The following is a 17,157-nucleotide window of genomic DNA, read 5'->3' as shown; positions in this document are numbered from 1 at the left end:
TAGTGTAAACCGCAGAATCGAGGCTTCCCCGCGAACGACCTTTCGGCTATGTTTGCGCACCCTTCTGGAACCCCCTATGTCGCGCCCCGCCTGGACCCTCTTCGCCTACCAGCTGATCGAACCCGATGAGCAGCTGGACTTGTTCGCCTGCCGCGAGGTCCGGGTGCATCTGGTCGCGCGCCAGCTGGAGCTGGGAACCCCGGCCGACCGCACGTTGTGCGGCAGCCTGCTGCCGGCACAGCCGATGTGGCGCGGCGCCGAGAAACCGCTGCTGCGCGATCGGCGCATCTGCGCGGCCTGCCTGAAACAACTCGAAGAGGAAAAGCGCGGCGCGCGCAGTTCCTGGCTCATCTGATATCTCCCGTTGACGGGGCTTGCGGTGGTAAACTGATCACCCTTTGCTCATTGCCCACGTCAAGGATCCTCGGATGTTGTCGCGCGTCATTGCCGCCTGCTCGCTGTCCCTCGCCGCGCTGCTCTCGGCCGGCCCCGTTTCCGCCATTGAATTGCCGCTGCCGGCACCGGGCGACGATATCGTCGGCCAGGTCCAGGTCATCAAGGCCAAGTACGAAGACACCTTCGCCGACCTGGGCGAGAAGTACGGCCTCGGCTACTCCGAGATGATCGCTGCCAACCCGGGCGTCGATGCCTGGCTGCCGGGCGTGGGTACCGAGGTCATCATTCCGACCCGTTTCGTCCTGCCGGCAGGTCCCCGCGAAGGGGTGGTGATCAACCTCGCCGAATACCGCCTGTACTACTTCCCCAAGGACAAGAATGTTGTCTACACCTACGCCCTGGGAATCGGTCGCGAAGGCTGGGGTTCGCCGGTGGGCAGCACCAGCGTGATCGCCAAGACCAAGGATCCGGCCTGGTACCCGCCGGCCTCGATCCGCGCCGAGCACGCCGCCGACGGCGATCCGCTGCCGACCGTAGTGCCGCCGGGTCCGGACAACCCGCTGGGTCCGTACAAGATGAGCCTGGGCTTCCATGGCTACCTGATCCATGGTTCGAACAAGAAGTTCGGCATCGGCACCCGTACCAGCCACGGTTGCTTCCGCATGTACAACTGGGACGTGACCCAGCTCTTCTCGATGATTCCGGTGGGCACCAAGGTGCGCATCATCAACGAGCCGTACAAGTTCGGTCGCAGCGAAGGCAAGATCTACCTCGAAGCCCACGCGCCCATCGATGACAACGGCGACCCGTCCGTGGTCGACAAGCACACCGCGGTGATCAACGCCCTGCTCAAGCGCGAAGACATCGCCAGCCAGATGCAGATGGATTGGAACGTGGTGCGTGAAGTGGTTGCTGCCGAAGACGGCCTGCCGGTTGCCATTGCCCAGCCGCAGCAAGTGCAGCAGGGTGGTTCGGTTGCCGCTACTGTTGACCAGGACGCGGTGCCGCTGCAGTAACTCGCAGCGCGCACTAAGAAGCCCGCCGACCGTTACCGGTCGAGCGGGCTTTTTGTTGCCTGCCTGTTTGTCGAGGGGAAAAACAGGCAGGCATAAAAAAACCGACCCCGAGGGGTCGGTTTTTTCGAACAGATCCGAAGATCTATTACTTGCGGCTGGCTTTGTCCAGCATACGCAGGGCGCGCTCGTTAGCCTCGTCAGCGGTCTGCTGGGCTTTCTGAGCGGCGGCCAGAGCTTCGTCAGCCTTGCGATAGGCTTCATCGGCACGGGCTTGAGCGCGAGCAGCGGCGTCTTCAGTAGCGGTCAGACGTGCTTCGGTTTCTTTCGAGTGGCTGCTGCAACCGGTGGCCAGAACAGCAGCCAGAGCCAGAGCAGAGAATTTCAGAACGTTGTTCATCGTGTTCCCCTTAAGGTGGACATTTCCATTAAAAGCAATCTCCCATGGCTGGGAAATTAGCCGGACTACATAGTACCCATTACTTGTAGTAAGTAAACTGACCAAGCGCAAGTACGGCACTTTTTTTTCATGTTACGGGTGCTGTTAGCAGTTGTGCGAGGCCGATTTGGGCAAAAACTGTCCAATCTGGCAAAGGAGTGTTGCCAACAGGTGTCAGGCGGGGTCTGAGGCGGGTTTCAGGGCTGCGGAACCAAGCTGTCAGATGACTGTCGACAATGGTCGAACAACTGTTTAATCGCCGTTGTGCATTTGTCCAACTGACAACTTGCAACTAGGCCGCAACAGGTGAAGAAAGTGTGAAGGGGAAAACGAAAAAGCCCGGCTAATTGCTTAGCCGGGCTTTTTCATGAATCTGGCGGTGAGGGAGGGATTCGAACCCTCGATACGATTTCTCGTATACACACTTTCCAGGCGTGCTCCTTCAACCGCTCGGACACCTCACCAGATTTCTCGACAGCGCTGTGTCTGTCGAGGCGCGCACTTTACTCAAAGGTTTCCTTCTTGGCAAATCTTTTTTGAAAATTTTTTCCAAGGGATTCATCGGCTTAAGGAGCATGGCCGGGATCGCGGGTACACTGGCTCCTTCTGAGACACGCTCTGGTACGTAGGAAAGCGCATGGCCAGCTGGGACATCTTCTGCAGCGTAGTCGACAACTATGGCGATATCGGCGTCACCTGGCGGCTGGCCCGGCAACTGGCCGGAGAGCACCGCCAGCAGGTGCGGCTGTGGGTCGACGATCTCGCGGCCTTCGTGCGTATCTGCCCGACAGCTGATGGCGCGGCCGCGTCGCAACAGCAATCGGGTGTGGAAGTGCGGCTGTGGCCCAAGCCCTGGCAGGACACTCCTGCGGCGGACGTGGTGATCGAGGCCTTCGCCTGTGAAATGCCGGCTGCCTATATAGAAGCGATGCGCGAGCGGCAGTCGCCTTCCCTGTGGCTGAACCTGGAATACCTCAGCGCCGAGTCCTGGGTGGAGTCCTGCCATGGTTTGCCATCGATGCAGGCCAGCGGGCTGCAGAAGTACTTCTATTTCCCTGGCTTCACTACTGCCACCGGCGGGCTGTTGCGCGAGCGTGACCTGATTGCCCGGCGCGATGCCTTCCAGGCCGATCCGGCGGCCAGCCTTCGCTTCCTGGAAAGCCTTGGCGTGCACCCCGAGCCTCACGAGCGGCGCATTTCCCTGTTCGCTTATGAGAATGCCGCGCTGGCTGGCTGGCTGGACGCACTGGCTGGAAGTACCGTCGCCACTTTATTGCTGGTGCCCGAGGGCAGGGTGCTCGCCGATGTCGAACGCTGGGCGGAGCAGGCTCTGGGAGTGGGGCAGCAGTACCGGAAGGAGGCCCTGCGTGTTCAGGTGCTGCCCTTCGTGCGCCAGGAAGACTATGACCCGTTGCTGTGGAGTTGCGATTTCAACGCGGTGCGTGGCGAGGACTCGTTCGTGCGGACGCAATGGGCGGGGCGGCCCTTCGTCTGGCACATCTACCAGCAGGATGAGGATGTCCACCTGGAGAAGCTGGAAGCTTTCCTGGCCCTGTTCGGTGAGGGAATGGACGAGACGCTGCGGATGGAGCTGCAGTCGTTCTGGATGGCCTGGAATGGCCAGGGTGACGCCGGCGCTGCCTGGCAAAAGCTGGAAAGCCGGCTGCCGGAGTGGGCCGCGTGGATTGGCAATTGGCAGCGGCGCCTGAGCGAACAAACCGATCTTGCCGCGGGGCTGGTGCGTTTTTATACAAATTGGCTATGATATGGCCCCTGATTTTTGTCTCCAATCCAATCGGATAATCGTATGAAAACCGCACAAGAGTTCCGCGCTGGCCAGGTTGCCAACATCAATGGCGCCCCCTGGGTCATCCAGAAGGCCGAGTTCAACAAGTCCGGCCGTAACTCCGCGGTCGTCAAGATGAAGCTGAAGAACCTGCTGACCGGTGCTGGCACCGAGACCGTGTTCAAGGCCGACGACAAGCTGGAGCCGATCATCCTCGATCGCAAGGAAGTCACCTACTCCTACTTCGCGGACCCGCTGTATGTCTTCATGGACACCGAGTTCAACCAGTACGAGATCGAGAAAGGCGACCTGGAAGGCGTGCTGACCTTCATCGAAGACGGCATGACCGACGTCTGCGAAGCCGTCTTCTACAACGAGAAAGTCATCTCCGTTGAACTGCCGACCACCATCGTTCGCGAAATCGTCTACACCGAGCCGGCTGTCCGTGGCGACACCTCCGGTAAAGTGATGAAGACCGCTCGCCTGAAGAACGGTGCTGAAGTCCAGGTTTCCGCCTTCTGCGAAATCGGCGACTCGATCGAAATCGATACCCGCACTGGCGAGTACAAGTCCCGCGTCAAGGCCTGAGCCTGATCCGAGACAGAAAAAAGCCCGGCTGATGCCGGGCTTTTTCGTTTCTGCCTTTCGTGGAATCACACGCTGACGTTCAGGCGCACGTCGATGTTGCCGCGGGTGGCGTTGGAGTAGGGGCAGACCTGGTGGGCCTTGGCGACCAGCTCTTCGGCCTCGGCCTGGTCCAGGCCCGGCAGGTTGATGTTCAGTTCCACTTCCAGGCCGAAACCGCCGGGGATCTGACCGATGCCGACCTTGCCGGTGATCGAGGCGTCGGCCGGGATCTGCTTCTTGCTCTGGCTGGCGACGAACTTGATGGCGCCGATGAAGCAGGCCGAGTAGCCGGCAGCGAACAGTTGCTCCGGGTTGGTGGCTTCGCCGCCCGCGCCGCCCAGTTCACGCGGAGTGGACAGTTTCACGTCGAGGATGCCGTCCGAGGAAACGGCACGGCCATCACGGCCTCCGGTAGCGGTAGCGGTGGCGGTGTAGAGGGCTTTGATGGTTTGCATGGTGGTCTCCGATTCGCGGTCAGGTAACTCGGTATGAGAGTGTCTTGCTGCTCAATATCTTGTGCGCTAAGCAGTTCGTGAGGTGAAAATTAGTTCGAATTAATTTAGTGCGCAAGATAATTATTGGAAGATTTCTGACTAAGGAACCTGCAGCTTTGGCATAAGCCCCGGATTACGGGGCTTGCAAGTGTCCGCGCAGGTCCACGAGCTCCTCCTGGAGGCGCTTCAGACTGTCCAACGTTAGACCGCTGCTGGCCAGGATGCAGGCCGGAATGCTCTCCGCCTGTCGGCGCAGCTCGCGGCCCTTGTCGGTCAGGCGCAGCTGTACCACGCGTTCGTCCGCCTGACTGCGGGTGCGGGTGATCAGACCCTCTGCCTCCAGGCGCTTGAGCAGGGGCGTGAGGGAGCCAGGGTCGGTGAGCATGCGCGAGCTGATCTCGCCCACGGTGATGCCGTCTTCTTCCCACAGCACCAGCATGGCGATGTACTGCGGGTAGGTGAGGCCCAGCTCCTGCAGCAGGGGCTTGTAGACCTTGGTCATCTGCAGGGAGGTGGAGTAGAGGGCGAAGCACAGCTGGTTGTCGAGCTTGAGGGCTTCGCAGGTCGGGTCTTGCTGGGTCATGGCATGCTCCTGGCCGGGGTGCTCGAAGCGAAGAGGTGATTGCGCATTAATTTAGCGCGATGGTTAATTCTTGAACAGCGCTTCCGCAAGCGCCGCATCCCATGGCGGCGGGAAGCCGAAACGCTCCAGCAGGAAGCCCAGCAGGCGCTCACTGCGTGGGTGGGTGCCGCGCTCCAGGCGCAATGCGTGGATAACGCCAGGCTCTGGTTCGGGAAGGCCGTTCTCGCAGAACAGCGGCAGCAACTGGCCGCTGATCAGGTACTCGCTGCATAGCCAGGTGGGCAGGTGGGCGAGGCCGATGCCTTGCAGCGCACCTTCCACCAGCGTCTCGGCATTGTTCGCGGTCATGCGCAGCCGGCGCGGGCGCAGGTGTTGCAGCTTGCCGTCGATGAGGAAGCGCCAGGCCAGCGGCGGCGCCAGGCCTTCCCAGTCGAGGCCGATGTGCTCCGGCAGCTCCAGTGGCGAGGCTGGTCTGCCGTGCTGCTGCAGGTAGGCGGGGCTCGCGCAGACGATCCGCCGCATGGGCGCGAGACGTGTAGCGACCAGGCGGCTGTCGGGCAGGGTGCCGATGCGCAGCACCAGGTCGACCTGGCCGAGGTTTTCCCCGCGGGTGTCGGTGAAGCTGTCGATCAGCCGCAGCTGCACGTCCAGGCCTGGGTTGGCGGTGAGAAAGTCCGCCAGCGCCGGGGCCAGATGACGGCGACCAAAGGGGACGGGGGCGTCGATGCGGATCAGGCCCTCCGGCGCGGTGCTCAGGGATACCGCTTCCGCGCGTGCCTGGCGCAACTCGATGACTATCCGCCGCGCCCGCTCGGCGAACGCCAGCCCCGCCGGTGTGGCGCGCACGTTGTGGGTGCTGCGCACCAGCAGGGTCGAACCCAATCCCTGCTCCAGCGCGTCCATGCGCCGTGCCACGGCGGAAGGGGTGAGCTGGCGTAGGCGGGCGGCGGCGGAGAAGCTGCCGTTGTCGAGCACGTCCAAGTAGAGGTCGAGCTGGTCTTCGAGGCTGGAAGGGTTCATCGCGGGTTATGGCTTTGCGAAAAGGACAAAGCCATTGTGCTACGCTTTGCGTTTCCCATCCAGCCGGGGTTTTCTAGCATGGACGCCTTGTTGTGGAGGTGCGTCATGTGGGACCTGGTCTTGGACTTTCTGCTCGGCGTCGTGCTGGGCAGTCTGGGTGGGCTGTTCGGTATTGGCGGCGGGCTGCTGGCGATTCCGGCACTGGGCGTGCTGTTCGGGCTGGACCAGCAGCTGGCGCAGGGCACCGCGCTGGTGATGGTGGTGCCGAATGTGTTGTTGGCCATCTGGCGTTATCACCAGCGTAACCGTATCGATTTCGCCCAGGCCGGCGTCCTGGCGCTGACCGGCCTGGTCTGCGCGTTCTTCGCTTCCAGCATCGCGGTGAACCTGGATGCCCGCAGCATGCGCACCGCCTTCGTGGTCTTCCTGGTGCTGCTGGCCCTGTATCTGCTGGTGCGTCTGTTCCAGCGCGTGCCCCAGGGCAGCGGCACGCCGCGCTACGGCCTGCCGTGGATGGGCGTGCTGGGACTGGGTGCCGGTTCTCTTGGTGGGCTGTTCGGGGTGGGCGGTGGTGTGCTGGCGACGCCGGTTCTGACGTCCGTCTTCGGCCTGACCCAGGTGATCGCCCAGGGTCTTGCGCTGGCTCTGGCGGCGCCCAGCACGGGCGTGGCGCTGGCGACCTATGCCATGCACGGCCATGTGGACTGGCGCATGGGCAGCGCGCTGGCGCTGGGTGGGCTGGTCAGCATTTCCTGGGGGGTGCGCCTGGCCCATGCGCTGCCCGAGCGTCAGCTGCGTCTGGCCTTCAGCGCTTTCCTGATCGTCTGCGCAGTGCTGCTGGCGGTGCGTTGAGCCGCATTACGAACGGAAGCCTTCGACGATGTACTCGGCCAGCTTGTCGGTCACCGGGGTCATCTTCTGCCCGCGTAGCAGCACGATGCTGGCGTTGGGGAGCATTGGCAGGCCCTCGTCCTCGCCGATGATGCGCAGATTGCCAGTGAGCAGGCTCTGCAGTTGCGCTGTGACCGCCAGCCCCGCACTGGCCACGGCGAACAGCGCCGACAGGCTCGGACTGCTGTAGGCGATGCGGTAGTCCACTTCCATCGCCTCCAGCGCATTGCAGGCCCAGGCGCGGCAGAAGCAGGCGGTGTTGAACATCGCCAGCGGCAGCGGGCGCTGCTCCTGCGGGCAGAAGCTCTCGGCGGCCATCCAGACGAAGGACTCCTGGCGCAGCAACTGGCCGATCTCGGTACCCGGCTCGCGGGTGACGATGGAAAGGTCCAGGTCGTTGCGCATCAGCAACTGCGCGGACGAGTCGCAGTGCACTTCCACCTGCACCAGCGGATAGGCCTCGGCGAAGCGCGAAAGGATGCTGGGCAGGAAGCGCATCACATAGTCATCCGGCGTGCCGATCTTCACCGAGCCGACCATGTGCGGCTGGCGGAAGGTGTTGAACACCTCACCCTGCAACCGCAGGATGCGCCGCGCGTAGCCCAGCAGGATCTGCCCCTCGGGCGTCAGGCGCACCTGGCGGCCGTCGCGTTCGAACAGGCTGCGCTCCAGTACGTCCTCCTCCAGGCGTTTCATCTGCATGCTCACTGCCGACTGAGTGCGGTTGACCATCTCGGCCGCGCGGGTGAATCCGCCGTGGTCGGCGATGGCGACGAAGGTGCGCAGCAGTTCGCTGTCGATGCTGGGGAAGCTGCTCATTCATCAATCTCCGAGATGGGTTGCATAAGAATGATTCGTTGGATTGATCTTAGCGCGAGCCTGAAACTGCATCCAACCCCACAGGGAGGGAAGCATGATGAAAGGTCAACTCGGTTTCGTAGCAGCGTCCTACCATGTCCACAAAGTCTCCACCGTTCCGCTTTGGAAGCGCGCCATTCAACGTGTCCTGCACTGGCACGAACTGGCCCGCCAGCGTCGTGAGCTGGCGACCATGAGTGATGAGGCGCTCAAGGATATCGGCCTGAGCCGTGCCGACATTCAGCAGGAAGTCGAGCGCCCGTTCTGGATGGATTATGTCCGCCGTTGAAATCGCCGGGCGGCACGGACCCTCGTCGTGCCGCCCGCTCCCCAAAGCCTGATCAGCCTCATGACCCGCTGGATGACAAGGAAGCCCATGTCCACCCGTTACCACCTTGCCCAGGTCAACATCGCCAGGGCCCGCGCACCGCTGGATCACCCCCTGATGAAGGGCTTCGTCGACCAGCTCGATCACATCAATGCCCTCGCCGAGCGCAGCTCCGGTTTCGTCTGGCGCCTGCAGACGGAGGAGGGCGATGCCACCTCGATTCGCGTCTTCGACGACCCGCTGATCATCGTCAACCTGTCGCTGTGGGAGTCGGTCGAAGCGCTCAAGGATTACGTCTATGCCGGCGAGCATCTGCAGGTCCTGCGCAGCAAGCGCGACTGGATGGAACGCCTGCCTTCGCCGAGCCTCGCGCTCTGGTGGCTGCCGGAAGGCGAGCTGCCGGATGTGGCGATGGCCCGCGACCGCCTGGAGCGTCTGCGGCTGGAGGGCCCCTCGGCGGAGGTCTTCACTTTCGCACGTCCCTTCCCGGTACCCACGCCGCTCGGTGAACCCGCCTGATGCAGCCAGGCGCTGCGATTGGCGTTAGGCTCTAGGGCTCGCCCAGCCCCGGAGTCCACGATGCCGACCGTCGAATCCCTGTCCCTCAAGCAGGCCCGCCGCCTGGCACTCGCCGCCCAGGGGTTCACCCTGCGCAAGCCCGGCGGCGAGGTGCAGCGCCGTCATGTGCGCAGCCTGCTCGAGCGGCTTGGCGTGCTGCAGATCGACTCGGTGAACGCGCTGGTGCGCTCGCACTACCTGCCGCTGTTCTCGCGACTGGGCAACTACTCGCCGACGCTGCTGGAAGAGGCCGCCTGGAGCGGCGGGCGGCATCGCCGTCTGTTCGAATACTGGGGGCATGAAGCGTCGTTGCTGCCGCTGGAACTCTATCCGCTGATGCGCTGGCGCATGCGTCGTGCGGCCGAGGGGCGTGGCATCTACCAGCAGCTGGCGCGCTTCGGGCGCGAGCAGCAACCGGTTATCCAGCGGGTGCTCGATGCCGTGCGCGAGCAAGGCGCGCTGGGGGCTGGCAGCCTGACCACCCGCGAAGAGCGCGCCGGCCCCTGGTGGGACTGGAGCGACGAGAAGCACGCGCTGGAGTGGCTGTTCGCCGCGGGCGAGGTGACGGTCGCTGGGCGTCGCGGTTTCGAGCGTCTGTACGACTTGCCGGAGCGCGTCCTGCCCGCCGATCTGCTGCAGCGGCCTGAAGTGGACGAAGACGAGGCGCAGCGCCAGCTGCTGCTGCATTCGGCACAGGCGCTGGGCGTGGCTACCGAGAAAGACCTGCGCGATTACTTCCGCCTCGACCCTGCCGACAGCAAGCTGCGGCTGGCCGAGCTGGTGGAGGCGGGCGAGCTGTTGCCGGTGCAGGTCCAGAGTTGGCAGGCGCCGGCCTACTGCCTGACAGACCCGGTGATCCCGCGCAAGGTGCGCGCCAGTGCCTTGCTCTCGCCGTTCGATTCGCTGGTCTGGGAACGCGCCCGTACCGAGCGGCTGTTCGACTTCCGCTACCGCCTGGAGATCTACACGCCGCAGCACAAGCGGGTTTACGGCTACTACGTGTTGCCGTTCCTGTTCGACGAGCGCCTGGCCGCGCGGGTCGATCTGCGCTCCGATCGCGCTGCCGGCAGGCTGGTGGTGCATGCCGTCCACGAAGAGGAAAAGGGGCTGGGCGAAGAAGGGCACGCTGCGCTGGCGCAGCAACTGGGCGAGATGGCGAACTGGCTCGGGCTGGAACGGGTAGCGGTGAACTGCCGGCGGCCGTCCGGCGAGCGTCTGCAAGGGTTGCTGGCGAGGGTCTGAAAACAAACGGGCCTCCGCAGAGGCCCGTCCGGGATCACTTGCCGCTGGCGATGCGCTGGCGGATGTGGTCCGCGCGCTGCTGCGAGCCGGGGTGCGAGTCGAACATGCTGCTCTCCTGGCCGCCGCTCAGCTTGGCCAGCTTGTCGAAGGCGGTGGCCAGGCCTTCCAGCGGGATGCCACGCTTCTTCAGCAGGTCGAAGGAGTAGTCGTCGGCGGCCGACTCCTGGGACTGGGAGAACTGTGCGTTGACCAGCGCTTCGCCGATCTCGCCCAGCTGCGACTGCGACAGTGCGGCCACGGTGGCATTGCCCGAGGCGGCAGCAGCGTTGCGTGCGGCGGCGGCTGCGTAGGCGGTCTGGGTGGCTTTCTTGATATGGCCCAGGGCGACGTGGCCGATCTCGTGGCCGACCACGCCTTCCACTTCGTTGTCGTTCATCAGGTCCATCAGGCCGGAGTAAACGCGCACGCAGCCGTTGGCCATGGCAAAGGCGTTGACGTCGTCGGTGAGGTAGACCTTGTAGTTGACCGCCGTGCCGTTGAGCGGGTTGCCCAGAGCGGCGGCGATCTTGTCCAGGCGCTGGGTATAGGGGCTGGAGGCCGGCGCGATCTGCGCTTCAGCATCCTGCTTGGCGCAGGCTTCGTCGGCGACCTGCTTGATCTCGGCGTCGCTCAGGGTGGCGGCCTTCATGGCCATCATGCCGGACTGCATGAGGCTGTCGGTGTTCACGTTCTGGCAGCCGGAGAGGGCTGCGGCGGCGCCAATGACGAGGGCGAGGAGGGAGCGGTGCAGTTGCATCGGGATCTTCCTTGGTTGACGGTTTCCATGGCGCGGCGGCTGCCGCGCGGGGCGCCACTCTAGGTAGGCGCCCCCGGCCGCGTCAATGCGGGCAGTGTTTTTAGGACTGCTCTGAGACCCGTGTCGGACTCAGCGGCGAACCTGTTTCAGGGTTTCCGCAATGAGGAAGGCCAGCTCCAGCGACTGGTCGGCGTTCAGGCGCGGATCACAGTGGGTGTGGTAGCGGTCGCTCAGGCCATCCTCGGTGATCGGCCGCGCGCCACCGATGCACTCGGTGACGTTCTGCCCGGTCATCTCGATGTGGATGCCGCCGGCATAGCTGCCCTCGGCCTGGTGCACTTCGAAGAACTGCCGGACCTCGGTGAGGATGCGCGCGAAGTCGCGGGTCTTGTAGCCGCTGGAGGCCTTGATGGTGTTGCCGTGCATGGGGTCGGAACTCCACAGCACCTGCTTGCCTTCGCGCTGTACCGTCTGGATCAGGCGCGGCAGGCCGTCGCCGACCTTGTCCGCGCCCATGCGCACGATGAGGTTGAGGCGGCCGGGGTCGTTCTCCGGGTTGAGGATGTCGATCAGTCGGATCAGCTCCTCGCTGTCCATGCTCGGGCCGACCTTCACGCCGATGGGGTTGCCGACGCCTCGGAGCATTTCCACGTGGGCGCCGTCGAGCTGGCGGGTGCGGTCGCCGATCCACAGCATGTGCGCCGAGCAGTCGTACCAGCCGCCGGTGAGGCTGTCGCGGCGGATGAAGGCTTCCTCGTAGTTCAGCAGCAGCGCTTCGTGGGCGGTGAAGAAACTGGTCTCGCGCAGTTGCGGCGCGGTATCCAGGCCGCAGGCGCGCATGAAGGCGAGGGTCTCGTCGATGCGGTCGGCCAGTTGCTGGTAGCGCTCGGACAGCGCCGAGTTGGCGATGAAGTCCAGGTTCCACTGGTGCACCTGGTGCAGGTCGGCGAACCCGCCGCCGGCGAAGGCGCGCAACAGGTTCAGCGAGGCAGTGGACTGGTGGTAGGCCTGCAGCAGGCGCTCCGGATCCGGCACGCGGCTCTTCTCGTCGAAGCCGATGCCGTTGACGATGTCGCCGCGGTAGGCGGGCAGGGTCACGCCGCCGATGGTTTCATCGCCGGAGGAGCGCGGCTTGGCGAACTGCCCGGCCATGCGCCCGACCTTCACTACCGGACAGCCGGCGGCGAAGGTCATCACCACGGCCATCTGCAGCAGTACCTTGAAGGTGTCGCGGATCTTCGCCGCGGAGAACTCGGCGAAGCTTTCGGCGCAGTCGCCGCCCTGCAGCAGGAAGGCGCGGCCGGCGGTGACCTCGGCGAATTGCCGGCGCAGCTCGCGCGCCTCGCCAGCGAACACCAGCGGCGGGAAGCTGGCCAGGGTGCGCTCGACTTCGCTCACGCGGTTGGCGTCGGGGTAGGCGGGCTGTTGCTGGATCGGCTTGCTTCTCCAGCTATCGGGGCTCCAGGGCAGGCTCATCGGCGGGGTCTTCGCGGCTGTGGACAGTATCCGCCCATGGTATCAGCTCGGCTTTTGCCCCGCGCGTGGTCGCTGGCGTGTGAAGAGAGGGGGGACATCCTTGTCCAGGGGAACACGGGTCTTCGGAACTCGTTGGTGCGATCAGCCGTCTGCGCGGTACGCGCGAGCGTGCCGTGTCTGGAGTCCGGGCGGGGAAAGGTGGCGTGCGGAGAGAGCTTGGGAGGTGTTGCGCTGGTGCATGCTCGGTTGTGCCTCTTGGGCTGTTATTCTTGCGGCCTTGCTGACGTGTCGGTCGTGGTTGGCCGTCTTGATTCGAAGGATTATTGCGTGCGCGAGCCCCTGTATTTCAATGGCAATCCGTGCCGTTCGCCGCTCCCGGCGGATCGCATTGTCACGACCGTTTCTGCCCGGAGCCGGTCATGAGCGAGGAGCTGCTGAGCGAAGAGTTGCTGATCGTCGAGGAGCGCGATGACTTCGGCGTGATACGCGTCGTGGAGAGCGGTGCCTTCCGCTACCTGGAGTTCGGCGACGAGGTCGAGCAGAGCTGCGTGCTGATGGGTGATCCGAGCTGGCTGGAATACGACTACTCGCGCGCCATGCTGGTCGGTGCGCTGTGCCATCCGCGCCCGCGCCGCGCGCTGTTCCTCGGCTTCGGCGCGGGCAGCCTGACACAGGCTTGCCTGAAGTACCTGCCGCTGGAAGAGGTGGAAGCCATCGAGCTGCGCCCATCCATCCCGCGCCTGGCCCGCGAGCACCTCGGGCTGGTGGACGACCAGCGTCTGAACCTGCGCATCGGCGACGCCGTGCAGGAGCTGGCCGAGTGCGAGCCGGCGGACCTGATCTTCCTCGATCTCTACACCGATACCGGGCCGGCGCCGGCGCACATTGGCTGGGACTTTCTCGGTGCCTGTCGCGAGCGTCTGAAGCCGGGCGGTTGGCTGGTGATCAACCAGTGGAGCACCGACGATGGCCGGCCGCTGGGCGCCGCGCTGCTGCGTGGACGCTTCAACCGGCATTACTGGGAGTGCCCGGTGCCCGAGGGCAACGTGATCGTCTTCGTTCCTGCCGAACTCGACCAGGAGCTGAACCTGCGCGGCCTGAAGAAGCGCGTCGGCCAGCTCGAACCCAAGCTGGGCTATTCGCTGCGTACCTACATAGAGTCACTGCGCCCGGCGCAGTGACTCTCCGCATCCCTCAGGGGATCTGGTAGCTGAAGGCGAAGTTCAGCCGCGGGCTGCGCTCGTTGTTGTCCAGCGCGCGGTCGCCGAAAGGCTTGGCGACCTCCATCGACACCAGGTAATGCTTGCGGTTGGAGAAGCGCACGCCCAGTGCTGCCGAGCCGAGCTTGCCTTCGTTCAGGCCGTCCTGGTTGTAGCGGGTGCGTGCGGTGTCTACGACGAAATAGGGCTGAATCTGGTTGAGCACCGCGCTCTGCCGCAGGAAGGAATAGTTCACCTCGTAGGAGGCGCCCCAGCCCTTGTCGCCGCTGGCCTGGTCGTCCGGATAGCCGCGGCCGAAGTTGCCGCCGCCATAGGTGACCTGCTCGGAGTCGGGCAGCACGTCGTCGCTCCACTGGAAGGCAGCACTCACCACGCCCTGCCAGTTGGAGCCGAACTGGTCCTGCTGCGCGCCAAAGCCGAGCAGGCGGGTGAAGTTCTTCTTGATCGGCTCCGGCGCTTCCGCGCCCATGCCGTTCAGCCCCTGGTAAACCGCCACGCTGCCGGCGCGCACGCGCTTCTCGGCGAACTGCTGGACGACGGTTTCGATACCCACCACGCGCAGCTTGCTCTTCTGTTCGATGCGGAAGGGGATGGCCGGGTAGACCAGGTCGTAGGTGCTGGTGTCGTTGACTGTGTAGCCACGCAGGTTGAGGTCCCAGGTCAGGTCGCGGCGCAGCATCAGCGGGATGCCCAGGCCGGCGCTGACCCGCTCGTTCTGCCGCTTGCGTTCGAACTCCAGGCCGCTGGCCAGGCGCAGGTTCTCGCCGGGGCGCGAGTTGTACTTGCTGTAGCCGGCCAGCAGCTGCACGCCGTTGTCGCCCAGCAACTGGCTGTAGTTCCAGGCGCGGTAGTACTCGTGGTCGTCGCCCGGCGGGTAGAGGTAGCTGAACTGCAGCTGCTCGCCCCAGCCAAGCATCGACATCACTTCGGCGTTGAACAGCCCGCGTTGCTCGCCGCGCCGGGAGTCGAGGTTCATCCCGGTATCGAAGCGCTTTTGCTTGCCAGCCAGTTCCAGCACCGCGCCACCGTCGCTGGTGGTGGGTGGGTTGAGCGCCATGGCCATCTGCATGCCGGGCACCCGGCTCATCAGCACGCTGAAGCGCTCGAAGCTCTCGCGGGTGAGGGGCTTTTCCGCTTTCAGCTTCTCGATCCAGCGGTCCACGCGCTGCTGGTGGACTCCCAGGTCGCCCGCGGCGCGGACCTGGCTGATATGGCCCTCGACCAGCACGATGCGCGCGACGCCGCTGCGGAAGTCCTGGTTGGGCACGTAGGCGAAGGAGATGAAGTAGCCGTCGTCCTGGTAGCGCTGGGTGATGGCCTTGGCCGCCGCCACCAGTTCGCTGACCTGGATGGTGCGCTTGGTCAGGGGCTCCAGCAGGGGTTTCCAGGTTTCGACGGGGTAGTGCTTGCCGCCGGCCAGCTCGATGCGCTTGATACGGATGCGCTGCTGGAGGATCTGCGCGGGCTGGGTGGCTGAAGGTTCCGGCGCGGTGACCTTGGGGGCCTTGGGGCGGATGTCGCCGCCAGGGAGGTTGGGGCGGGGCAGGGTCTGTTCGATATCGGAGCCGGGAAGCTGGATCGGGCGCTCGGCCCAGGCGAAAGGTGCAGCCAACAACAGGGGCAGGACAGCAAGTTTGCGCATCTGGCTCCTCCATGAGACCGACTTCGATAAAGGACCAGGAGCCGTGGGCGGCTCCTGGTAACCACAGTATGGGTGTAATTCGGATTATTGCTTGGGCGTACCGATCGCCAATCCACCACCCAGTCCGCCGGTCACACCACCCAGCGCGCCACCCACGGCGCCCAGCGTATTGCCCAGCAGGCCTCCCTGACCGCTGGTACCGCCAGTCGTACCGGCGCCTGCGCCGACTGCCACGCCCGAACCCTGGGTGTTGCTGCCGATGCCCACGCCTGCCCCGGCGACCAGGCCGCCACCACCGGTGAGACTGCTGGTCACGCCGCCGACGGTGCCGGCCACGCCGTTGACCAGGCCGCCTACCGGGTTGCTGCCGCCAGTGGCGCCGCCCAGAGAACCGGTGAGGCCGCCTACTGCGCCAGTCACACCGCTGACCAGGCCACCCACCGGATTACTGCCGCCGGTGGCGCCGCCCAGGGATCCGGTGAGGCCGCCCACTGCGCCGGTCACACCACTGACCAGGCCACCCACCGGATTGCTGTCGCCAGTGGTGCCGCCCAGGGCGCCGGTGATGCCGCCCACGGCACCGGTCACGCCGCTGACCACGCCGCCCACTGGATTACTGCCGCCAGTGGCGCCAGCCAGTGCGCCGGTGACGTTGCCGAGCAGACCACCGCCCGGATTGCTGCCATTGACCAAGCCGCCGGCCGCGCTGACTGCCTGACCCGCATCGCTGACGATTCCGCCGACCGGTGCCAGCGCCGGATTCGCGCTGGCTACCTGGTTGCCTGTCTGGGTCACAACACCGCCGACGGTGGTCAACAGGTTGTTCACCGGCGCTCCCAGTCCGGTGGCGGCGCCGACGCCGCGAGTGGTTCCTTCGACCTTGCCGACCAGTCCGGCGGTGGTGCCGCTGAGCTGGGTGGTCAGTTGGCTCAGCGGGCCGGTGGTCACTGCGCCGCTGAGAGAGTCGCCGAGCATGGTGATCTTGCCGCCGACGCCGTCCACCAGGCCGCCGACCTGGCCGGTCAGGCCATTGAGCGGGGTGTTGGCCAGCACCGGGGCATCACCGATGGCCGCCACGGTGTCGCCCAGGCTGCTGACTGCGCCTCCGGTGTGGCTGACCAGGCCAGTGGCGCCGGCGACGGTGGTGCCAATGGCGTTGGGGTTGTTGCCCAGCTGGCCGAGGCCGTTGGTGACGCCGGTGCCGACGCTGTCCACACCGGCGCCGACTTCCTGGACCAGCGTCCCGGCATTCTGCGTGACGCCATTGCCCAGCACCGGCAGATCGACTGTCTTCACCACGGCGCCGACGGTGCTCACGGTGTCGCCGACATTGGAGACCGCTTCGCCGGTATTGGTCAGGATATTGCCGGTGGTGCTGGCTGGCGGAGTGGTGGTGCCGCCGCCTGTGCCGTCGCCGCCGCCCGTTCCTCCGGTACCGCCAGTGCCTCCGGTTCCGCCGGTTCCGTCGGTGCCGCCCGTACCGCCAGTGCCGCCGGTACCGCCAGTTCCATCGGTTCCGCCGGTGCCGCCGGTTCCATCGGTCCCACCGGTACCGCCAGTGCCGCCGCTGCCATCGCCGCCGGAACCGGCGCCATCGTCGGTGCTGCTGCTATCGGAAGCGCGGTGGTGACTGCTGCCGCCGTGGCTGCTGCAACCTTGCAGCGACAGGGCAACGACGAGAAGGGAAAGTGCGAAAACACGAATCGGACCTGACATAGCGAATTCCTCCATGAGAACGTCAGTCAGCTGGCTGCCCGGTTCGGTATCCCGGCGAGTCGCTGCGCTGCT

Annotated in this window: 18 protein-coding genes and 1 tRNA gene; 9 read left to right on the top strand and 10 right to left on the bottom strand. The window is 65.0% G+C overall.

Annotated elements, in window-relative coordinates:
* The first annotated feature begins 76 nt into the window (after positions 1–76).
* On the top strand, positions 77–355 hold the full coding sequence (locus tag IB275_RS19960; protein ID WP_081518646.1) for a hypothetical protein: 279 nt from the start codon (positions 77–79) through the stop codon (positions 353–355).
* A gap of 73 nt (positions 356–428) precedes the next feature.
* Positions 429–1,412: a L,D-transpeptidase family protein gene (locus IB275_RS19955; RefSeq protein WP_045211466.1), complete on the top strand. Its 984-nt coding sequence runs from the start codon at positions 429–431 to the stop codon at positions 1,410–1,412.
* A 145-nt stretch (positions 1,413–1,557) separates the two neighbouring features.
* Here the strand turns inward: IB275_RS19955 and oprI are convergent, their stop codons facing one another.
* Both oprI and IB275_RS19945 read right to left on the bottom strand, forming a co-directional pair.
* Entirely contained in the window at positions 1,558–1,809 is a 252-nt protein-coding gene (gene oprI, locus IB275_RS19950; protein ID WP_017517003.1) for an outer membrane lipoprotei OprI, read from the bottom strand.
* 413 nt (positions 1,810–2,222) lie between these two features.
* Positions 2,223–2,312 (bottom strand) — tRNA-Ser (locus IB275_RS19945).
* Between the two features lie 173 nt (positions 2,313–2,485).
* Between IB275_RS19945 and earP the strand changes: the two genes are divergently transcribed.
* Positions 2,486–3,613, top strand: a complete 1,128-nt coding sequence (gene earP, locus IB275_RS19940; RefSeq protein ID WP_192295033.1) for an elongation factor P maturation arginine rhamnosyltransferase EarP — start codon at positions 2,486–2,488, stop codon at positions 3,611–3,613.
* A 42-nt stretch (positions 3,614–3,655) separates the two neighbouring features.
* Positions 3,656–4,222 carry an elongation factor P gene (efp, locus tag IB275_RS19935; RefSeq protein WP_045211459.1) on the top strand — a complete coding sequence of 189 codons (567 nt, stop codon included), beginning with the start codon at positions 3,656–3,658 and terminating at the stop codon, positions 4,220–4,222.
* 65 nt (positions 4,223–4,287) lie between these two features.
* On the opposite strand, the gene IB275_RS19930 is transcribed toward efp, so the two are convergent.
* The 3 genes from IB275_RS19930 to IB275_RS19920 form a co-directional block, all read right to left on the bottom strand.
* Complete coding sequence (locus IB275_RS19930) at positions 4,288–4,716, bottom strand: organic hydroperoxide resistance protein (RefSeq protein ID WP_138214829.1); 429 nt, start codon at positions 4,714–4,716, stop codon at positions 4,288–4,290.
* 172 nt (positions 4,717–4,888) lie between these two features.
* The gene (locus IB275_RS19925; protein WP_138521870.1) at positions 4,889–5,338 is read right to left on the bottom strand and encodes a MarR family winged helix-turn-helix transcriptional regulator; all 450 of its coding nucleotides are present in this window, start codon (positions 5,336–5,338) and stop codon (positions 4,889–4,891) included.
* A 63-nt stretch (positions 5,339–5,401) separates the two neighbouring features.
* A complete protein-coding gene (locus IB275_RS19920; protein ID WP_192295032.1) occupies positions 5,402–6,358 on the bottom strand; it encodes a LysR family transcriptional regulator in 957 nt (318 codons plus the stop codon).
* A gap of 105 nt (positions 6,359–6,463) precedes the next feature.
* On the opposite strand from IB275_RS19920, the gene IB275_RS19915 reads away from it, so the two are divergent.
* Positions 6,464–7,210, top strand: coding sequence for a sulfite exporter TauE/SafE family protein (locus IB275_RS19915; RefSeq protein ID WP_192295031.1), 747 nt, complete (start codon positions 6,464–6,466; stop codon positions 7,208–7,210).
* Between the two features lie 6 nt (positions 7,211–7,216).
* Here IB275_RS19915 and IB275_RS19910 read toward each other — a convergent pair whose 3' ends face one another.
* Positions 7,217–8,068, bottom strand: coding sequence for a LysR family transcriptional regulator (locus IB275_RS19910; RefSeq protein WP_081518641.1), 852 nt, complete (start codon positions 8,066–8,068; stop codon positions 7,217–7,219).
* 94 nt (positions 8,069–8,162) lie between these two features.
* Between IB275_RS19910 and IB275_RS19905 the strand changes: the two genes are divergently transcribed.
* The 3 genes from IB275_RS19905 (at position 8,163) to IB275_RS19895 (ending at position 10,235) form a co-directional block, all read left to right on the top strand.
* Entirely contained in the window at positions 8,163–8,396 is a 234-nt protein-coding gene (locus tag IB275_RS19905) for a DUF1127 domain-containing protein (protein WP_412547974.1), read from the top strand.
* Positions 8,397–8,483: 87 nt separating this feature from the next.
* Complete coding sequence (locus IB275_RS19900) at positions 8,484–8,954, top strand: DUF3291 domain-containing protein (protein ID WP_192295030.1); 471 nt, start codon at positions 8,484–8,486, stop codon at positions 8,952–8,954.
* A gap of 60 nt (positions 8,955–9,014) precedes the next feature.
* Positions 9,015–10,235 (top strand): winged helix-turn-helix domain-containing protein, encoded by a 1,221-nt coding sequence (locus IB275_RS19895; protein WP_192295029.1) that lies wholly within the window; start codon positions 9,015–9,017, stop codon positions 10,233–10,235.
* Between the two features lie 34 nt (positions 10,236–10,269).
* Here IB275_RS19895 and loiP read toward each other — a convergent pair whose 3' ends face one another.
* Positions 10,270–11,031, bottom strand: coding sequence for a metalloprotease LoiP (gene loiP, locus IB275_RS19890; RefSeq protein ID WP_192295028.1), 762 nt, complete (start codon positions 11,029–11,031; stop codon positions 10,270–10,272).
* A gap of 129 nt (positions 11,032–11,160) precedes the next feature.
* Positions 11,161–12,507 carry a class II 3-deoxy-7-phosphoheptulonate synthase gene (locus IB275_RS19885; protein ID WP_192295027.1) on the bottom strand — a complete coding sequence of 449 codons (1,347 nt, stop codon included), beginning with the start codon at positions 12,505–12,507 and terminating at the stop codon, positions 11,161–11,163.
* 419 nt (positions 12,508–12,926) lie between these two features.
* Between IB275_RS19885 and IB275_RS19880 the strand changes: the two genes are divergently transcribed.
* The gene (locus IB275_RS19880; RefSeq protein ID WP_192224322.1) at positions 12,927–13,688 is read left to right on the top strand and encodes a spermidine synthase; all 762 of its coding nucleotides are present in this window, start codon (positions 12,927–12,929) and stop codon (positions 13,686–13,688) included.
* A gap of 13 nt (positions 13,689–13,701) precedes the next feature.
* Here the strand turns inward: IB275_RS19880 and IB275_RS19875 are convergent, their stop codons facing one another.
* Positions 13,702–15,369 carry a ShlB/FhaC/HecB family hemolysin secretion/activation protein gene (locus IB275_RS19875; RefSeq protein ID WP_192295026.1) on the bottom strand — a complete coding sequence of 556 codons (1,668 nt, stop codon included), beginning with the start codon at positions 15,367–15,369 and terminating at the stop codon, positions 13,702–13,704.
* 84 nt (positions 15,370–15,453) lie between these two features.
* Positions 15,454–17,085 carry a collagen-like triple helix repeat-containing protein gene (locus tag IB275_RS19870; RefSeq protein WP_192295025.1) on the bottom strand — a complete coding sequence of 544 codons (1,632 nt, stop codon included), beginning with the start codon at positions 17,083–17,085 and terminating at the stop codon, positions 15,454–15,456.
* Between the last annotated feature and the right edge of the window lie 72 nt (positions 17,086–17,157).

It is taken from the genome of Pseudomonas sp. PDM21 (genome assembly GCF_014852505.2).
GTDB lineage: Bacteria > Pseudomonadota > Gammaproteobacteria > Pseudomonadales > Pseudomonadaceae > Pseudomonas.
The sequence above is the reverse complement of the archived record's forward strand: the minus strand, read 5'-3'. Positions and strand labels throughout refer to the sequence as shown.

What these genes read in the sequence shown, in the direction of transcription:
- IB275_RS19900 (WP_192295030.1), top strand. Translation starts at nt 8,484, where the DNA reads ATGTCCACCCGTTACCACCTTGCCCAGGTCAACATCGCCAGGGCCCGC.
- IB275_RS19960 (WP_081518646.1), top strand. Translation starts at nt 77, where the DNA reads ATGTCGCGCCCCGCCTGGACCCTCTTCGCCTACCAGCTGATCGAACCC.
- IB275_RS19910 (WP_081518641.1), bottom strand. Translation starts at nt 8,068, where the DNA reads ATGAGCAGCTTCCCCAGCATCGACAGCGAACTGCTGCGCACCTTCGTC.
- IB275_RS19920 (WP_192295032.1), bottom strand. Translation starts at nt 6,358, where the DNA reads ATGAACCCTTCCAGCCTCGAAGACCAGCTCGACCTCTACTTGGACGTG.
- IB275_RS19955 (WP_045211466.1), top strand. Translation starts at nt 429, where the DNA reads ATGTTGTCGCGCGTCATTGCCGCCTGCTCGCTGTCCCTCGCCGCGCTG.
- efp (WP_045211459.1), top strand. Translation starts at nt 3,656, where the DNA reads ATGAAAACCGCACAAGAGTTCCGCGCTGGCCAGGTTGCCAACATCAAT.
- earP (WP_192295033.1), top strand. Translation starts at nt 2,486, where the DNA reads ATGGCCAGCTGGGACATCTTCTGCAGCGTAGTCGACAACTATGGCGAT.
- IB275_RS19930 (WP_138214829.1), bottom strand. Translation starts at nt 4,716, where the DNA reads ATGCAAACCATCAAAGCCCTCTACACCGCCACCGCTACCGCTACCGGA.
- IB275_RS19915 (WP_192295031.1), top strand. Translation starts at nt 6,464, where the DNA reads ATGTGGGACCTGGTCTTGGACTTTCTGCTCGGCGTCGTGCTGGGCAGT.
- IB275_RS19905 (WP_412547974.1), top strand. Translation starts at nt 8,163, where the DNA reads ATGATGAAAGGTCAACTCGGTTTCGTAGCAGCGTCCTACCATGTCCAC.
- IB275_RS19870 (WP_192295025.1), bottom strand. Translation starts at nt 17,085, where the DNA reads ATGTCAGGTCCGATTCGTGTTTTCGCACTTTCCCTTCTCGTCGTTGCC.
- IB275_RS19880 (WP_192224322.1), top strand. Translation starts at nt 12,927, where the DNA reads ATGAGCGAGGAGCTGCTGAGCGAAGAGTTGCTGATCGTCGAGGAGCGC.
- oprI (WP_017517003.1), bottom strand. Translation starts at nt 1,809, where the DNA reads ATGAACAACGTTCTGAAATTCTCTGCTCTGGCTCTGGCTGCTGTTCTG.
- IB275_RS19925 (WP_138521870.1), bottom strand. Translation starts at nt 5,338, where the DNA reads ATGACCCAGCAAGACCCGACCTGCGAAGCCCTCAAGCTCGACAACCAG.
- IB275_RS19885 (WP_192295027.1), bottom strand. Translation starts at nt 12,507, where the DNA reads ATGAGCCTGCCCTGGAGCCCCGATAGCTGGAGAAGCAAGCCGATCCAG.
- IB275_RS19895 (WP_192295029.1), top strand. Translation starts at nt 9,015, where the DNA reads ATGCCGACCGTCGAATCCCTGTCCCTCAAGCAGGCCCGCCGCCTGGCA.
- loiP (WP_192295028.1), bottom strand. Translation starts at nt 11,031, where the DNA reads ATGCAACTGCACCGCTCCCTCCTCGCCCTCGTCATTGGCGCCGCCGCA.
- IB275_RS19875 (WP_192295026.1), bottom strand. Translation starts at nt 15,369, where the DNA reads ATGCGCAAACTTGCTGTCCTGCCCCTGTTGTTGGCTGCACCTTTCGCC.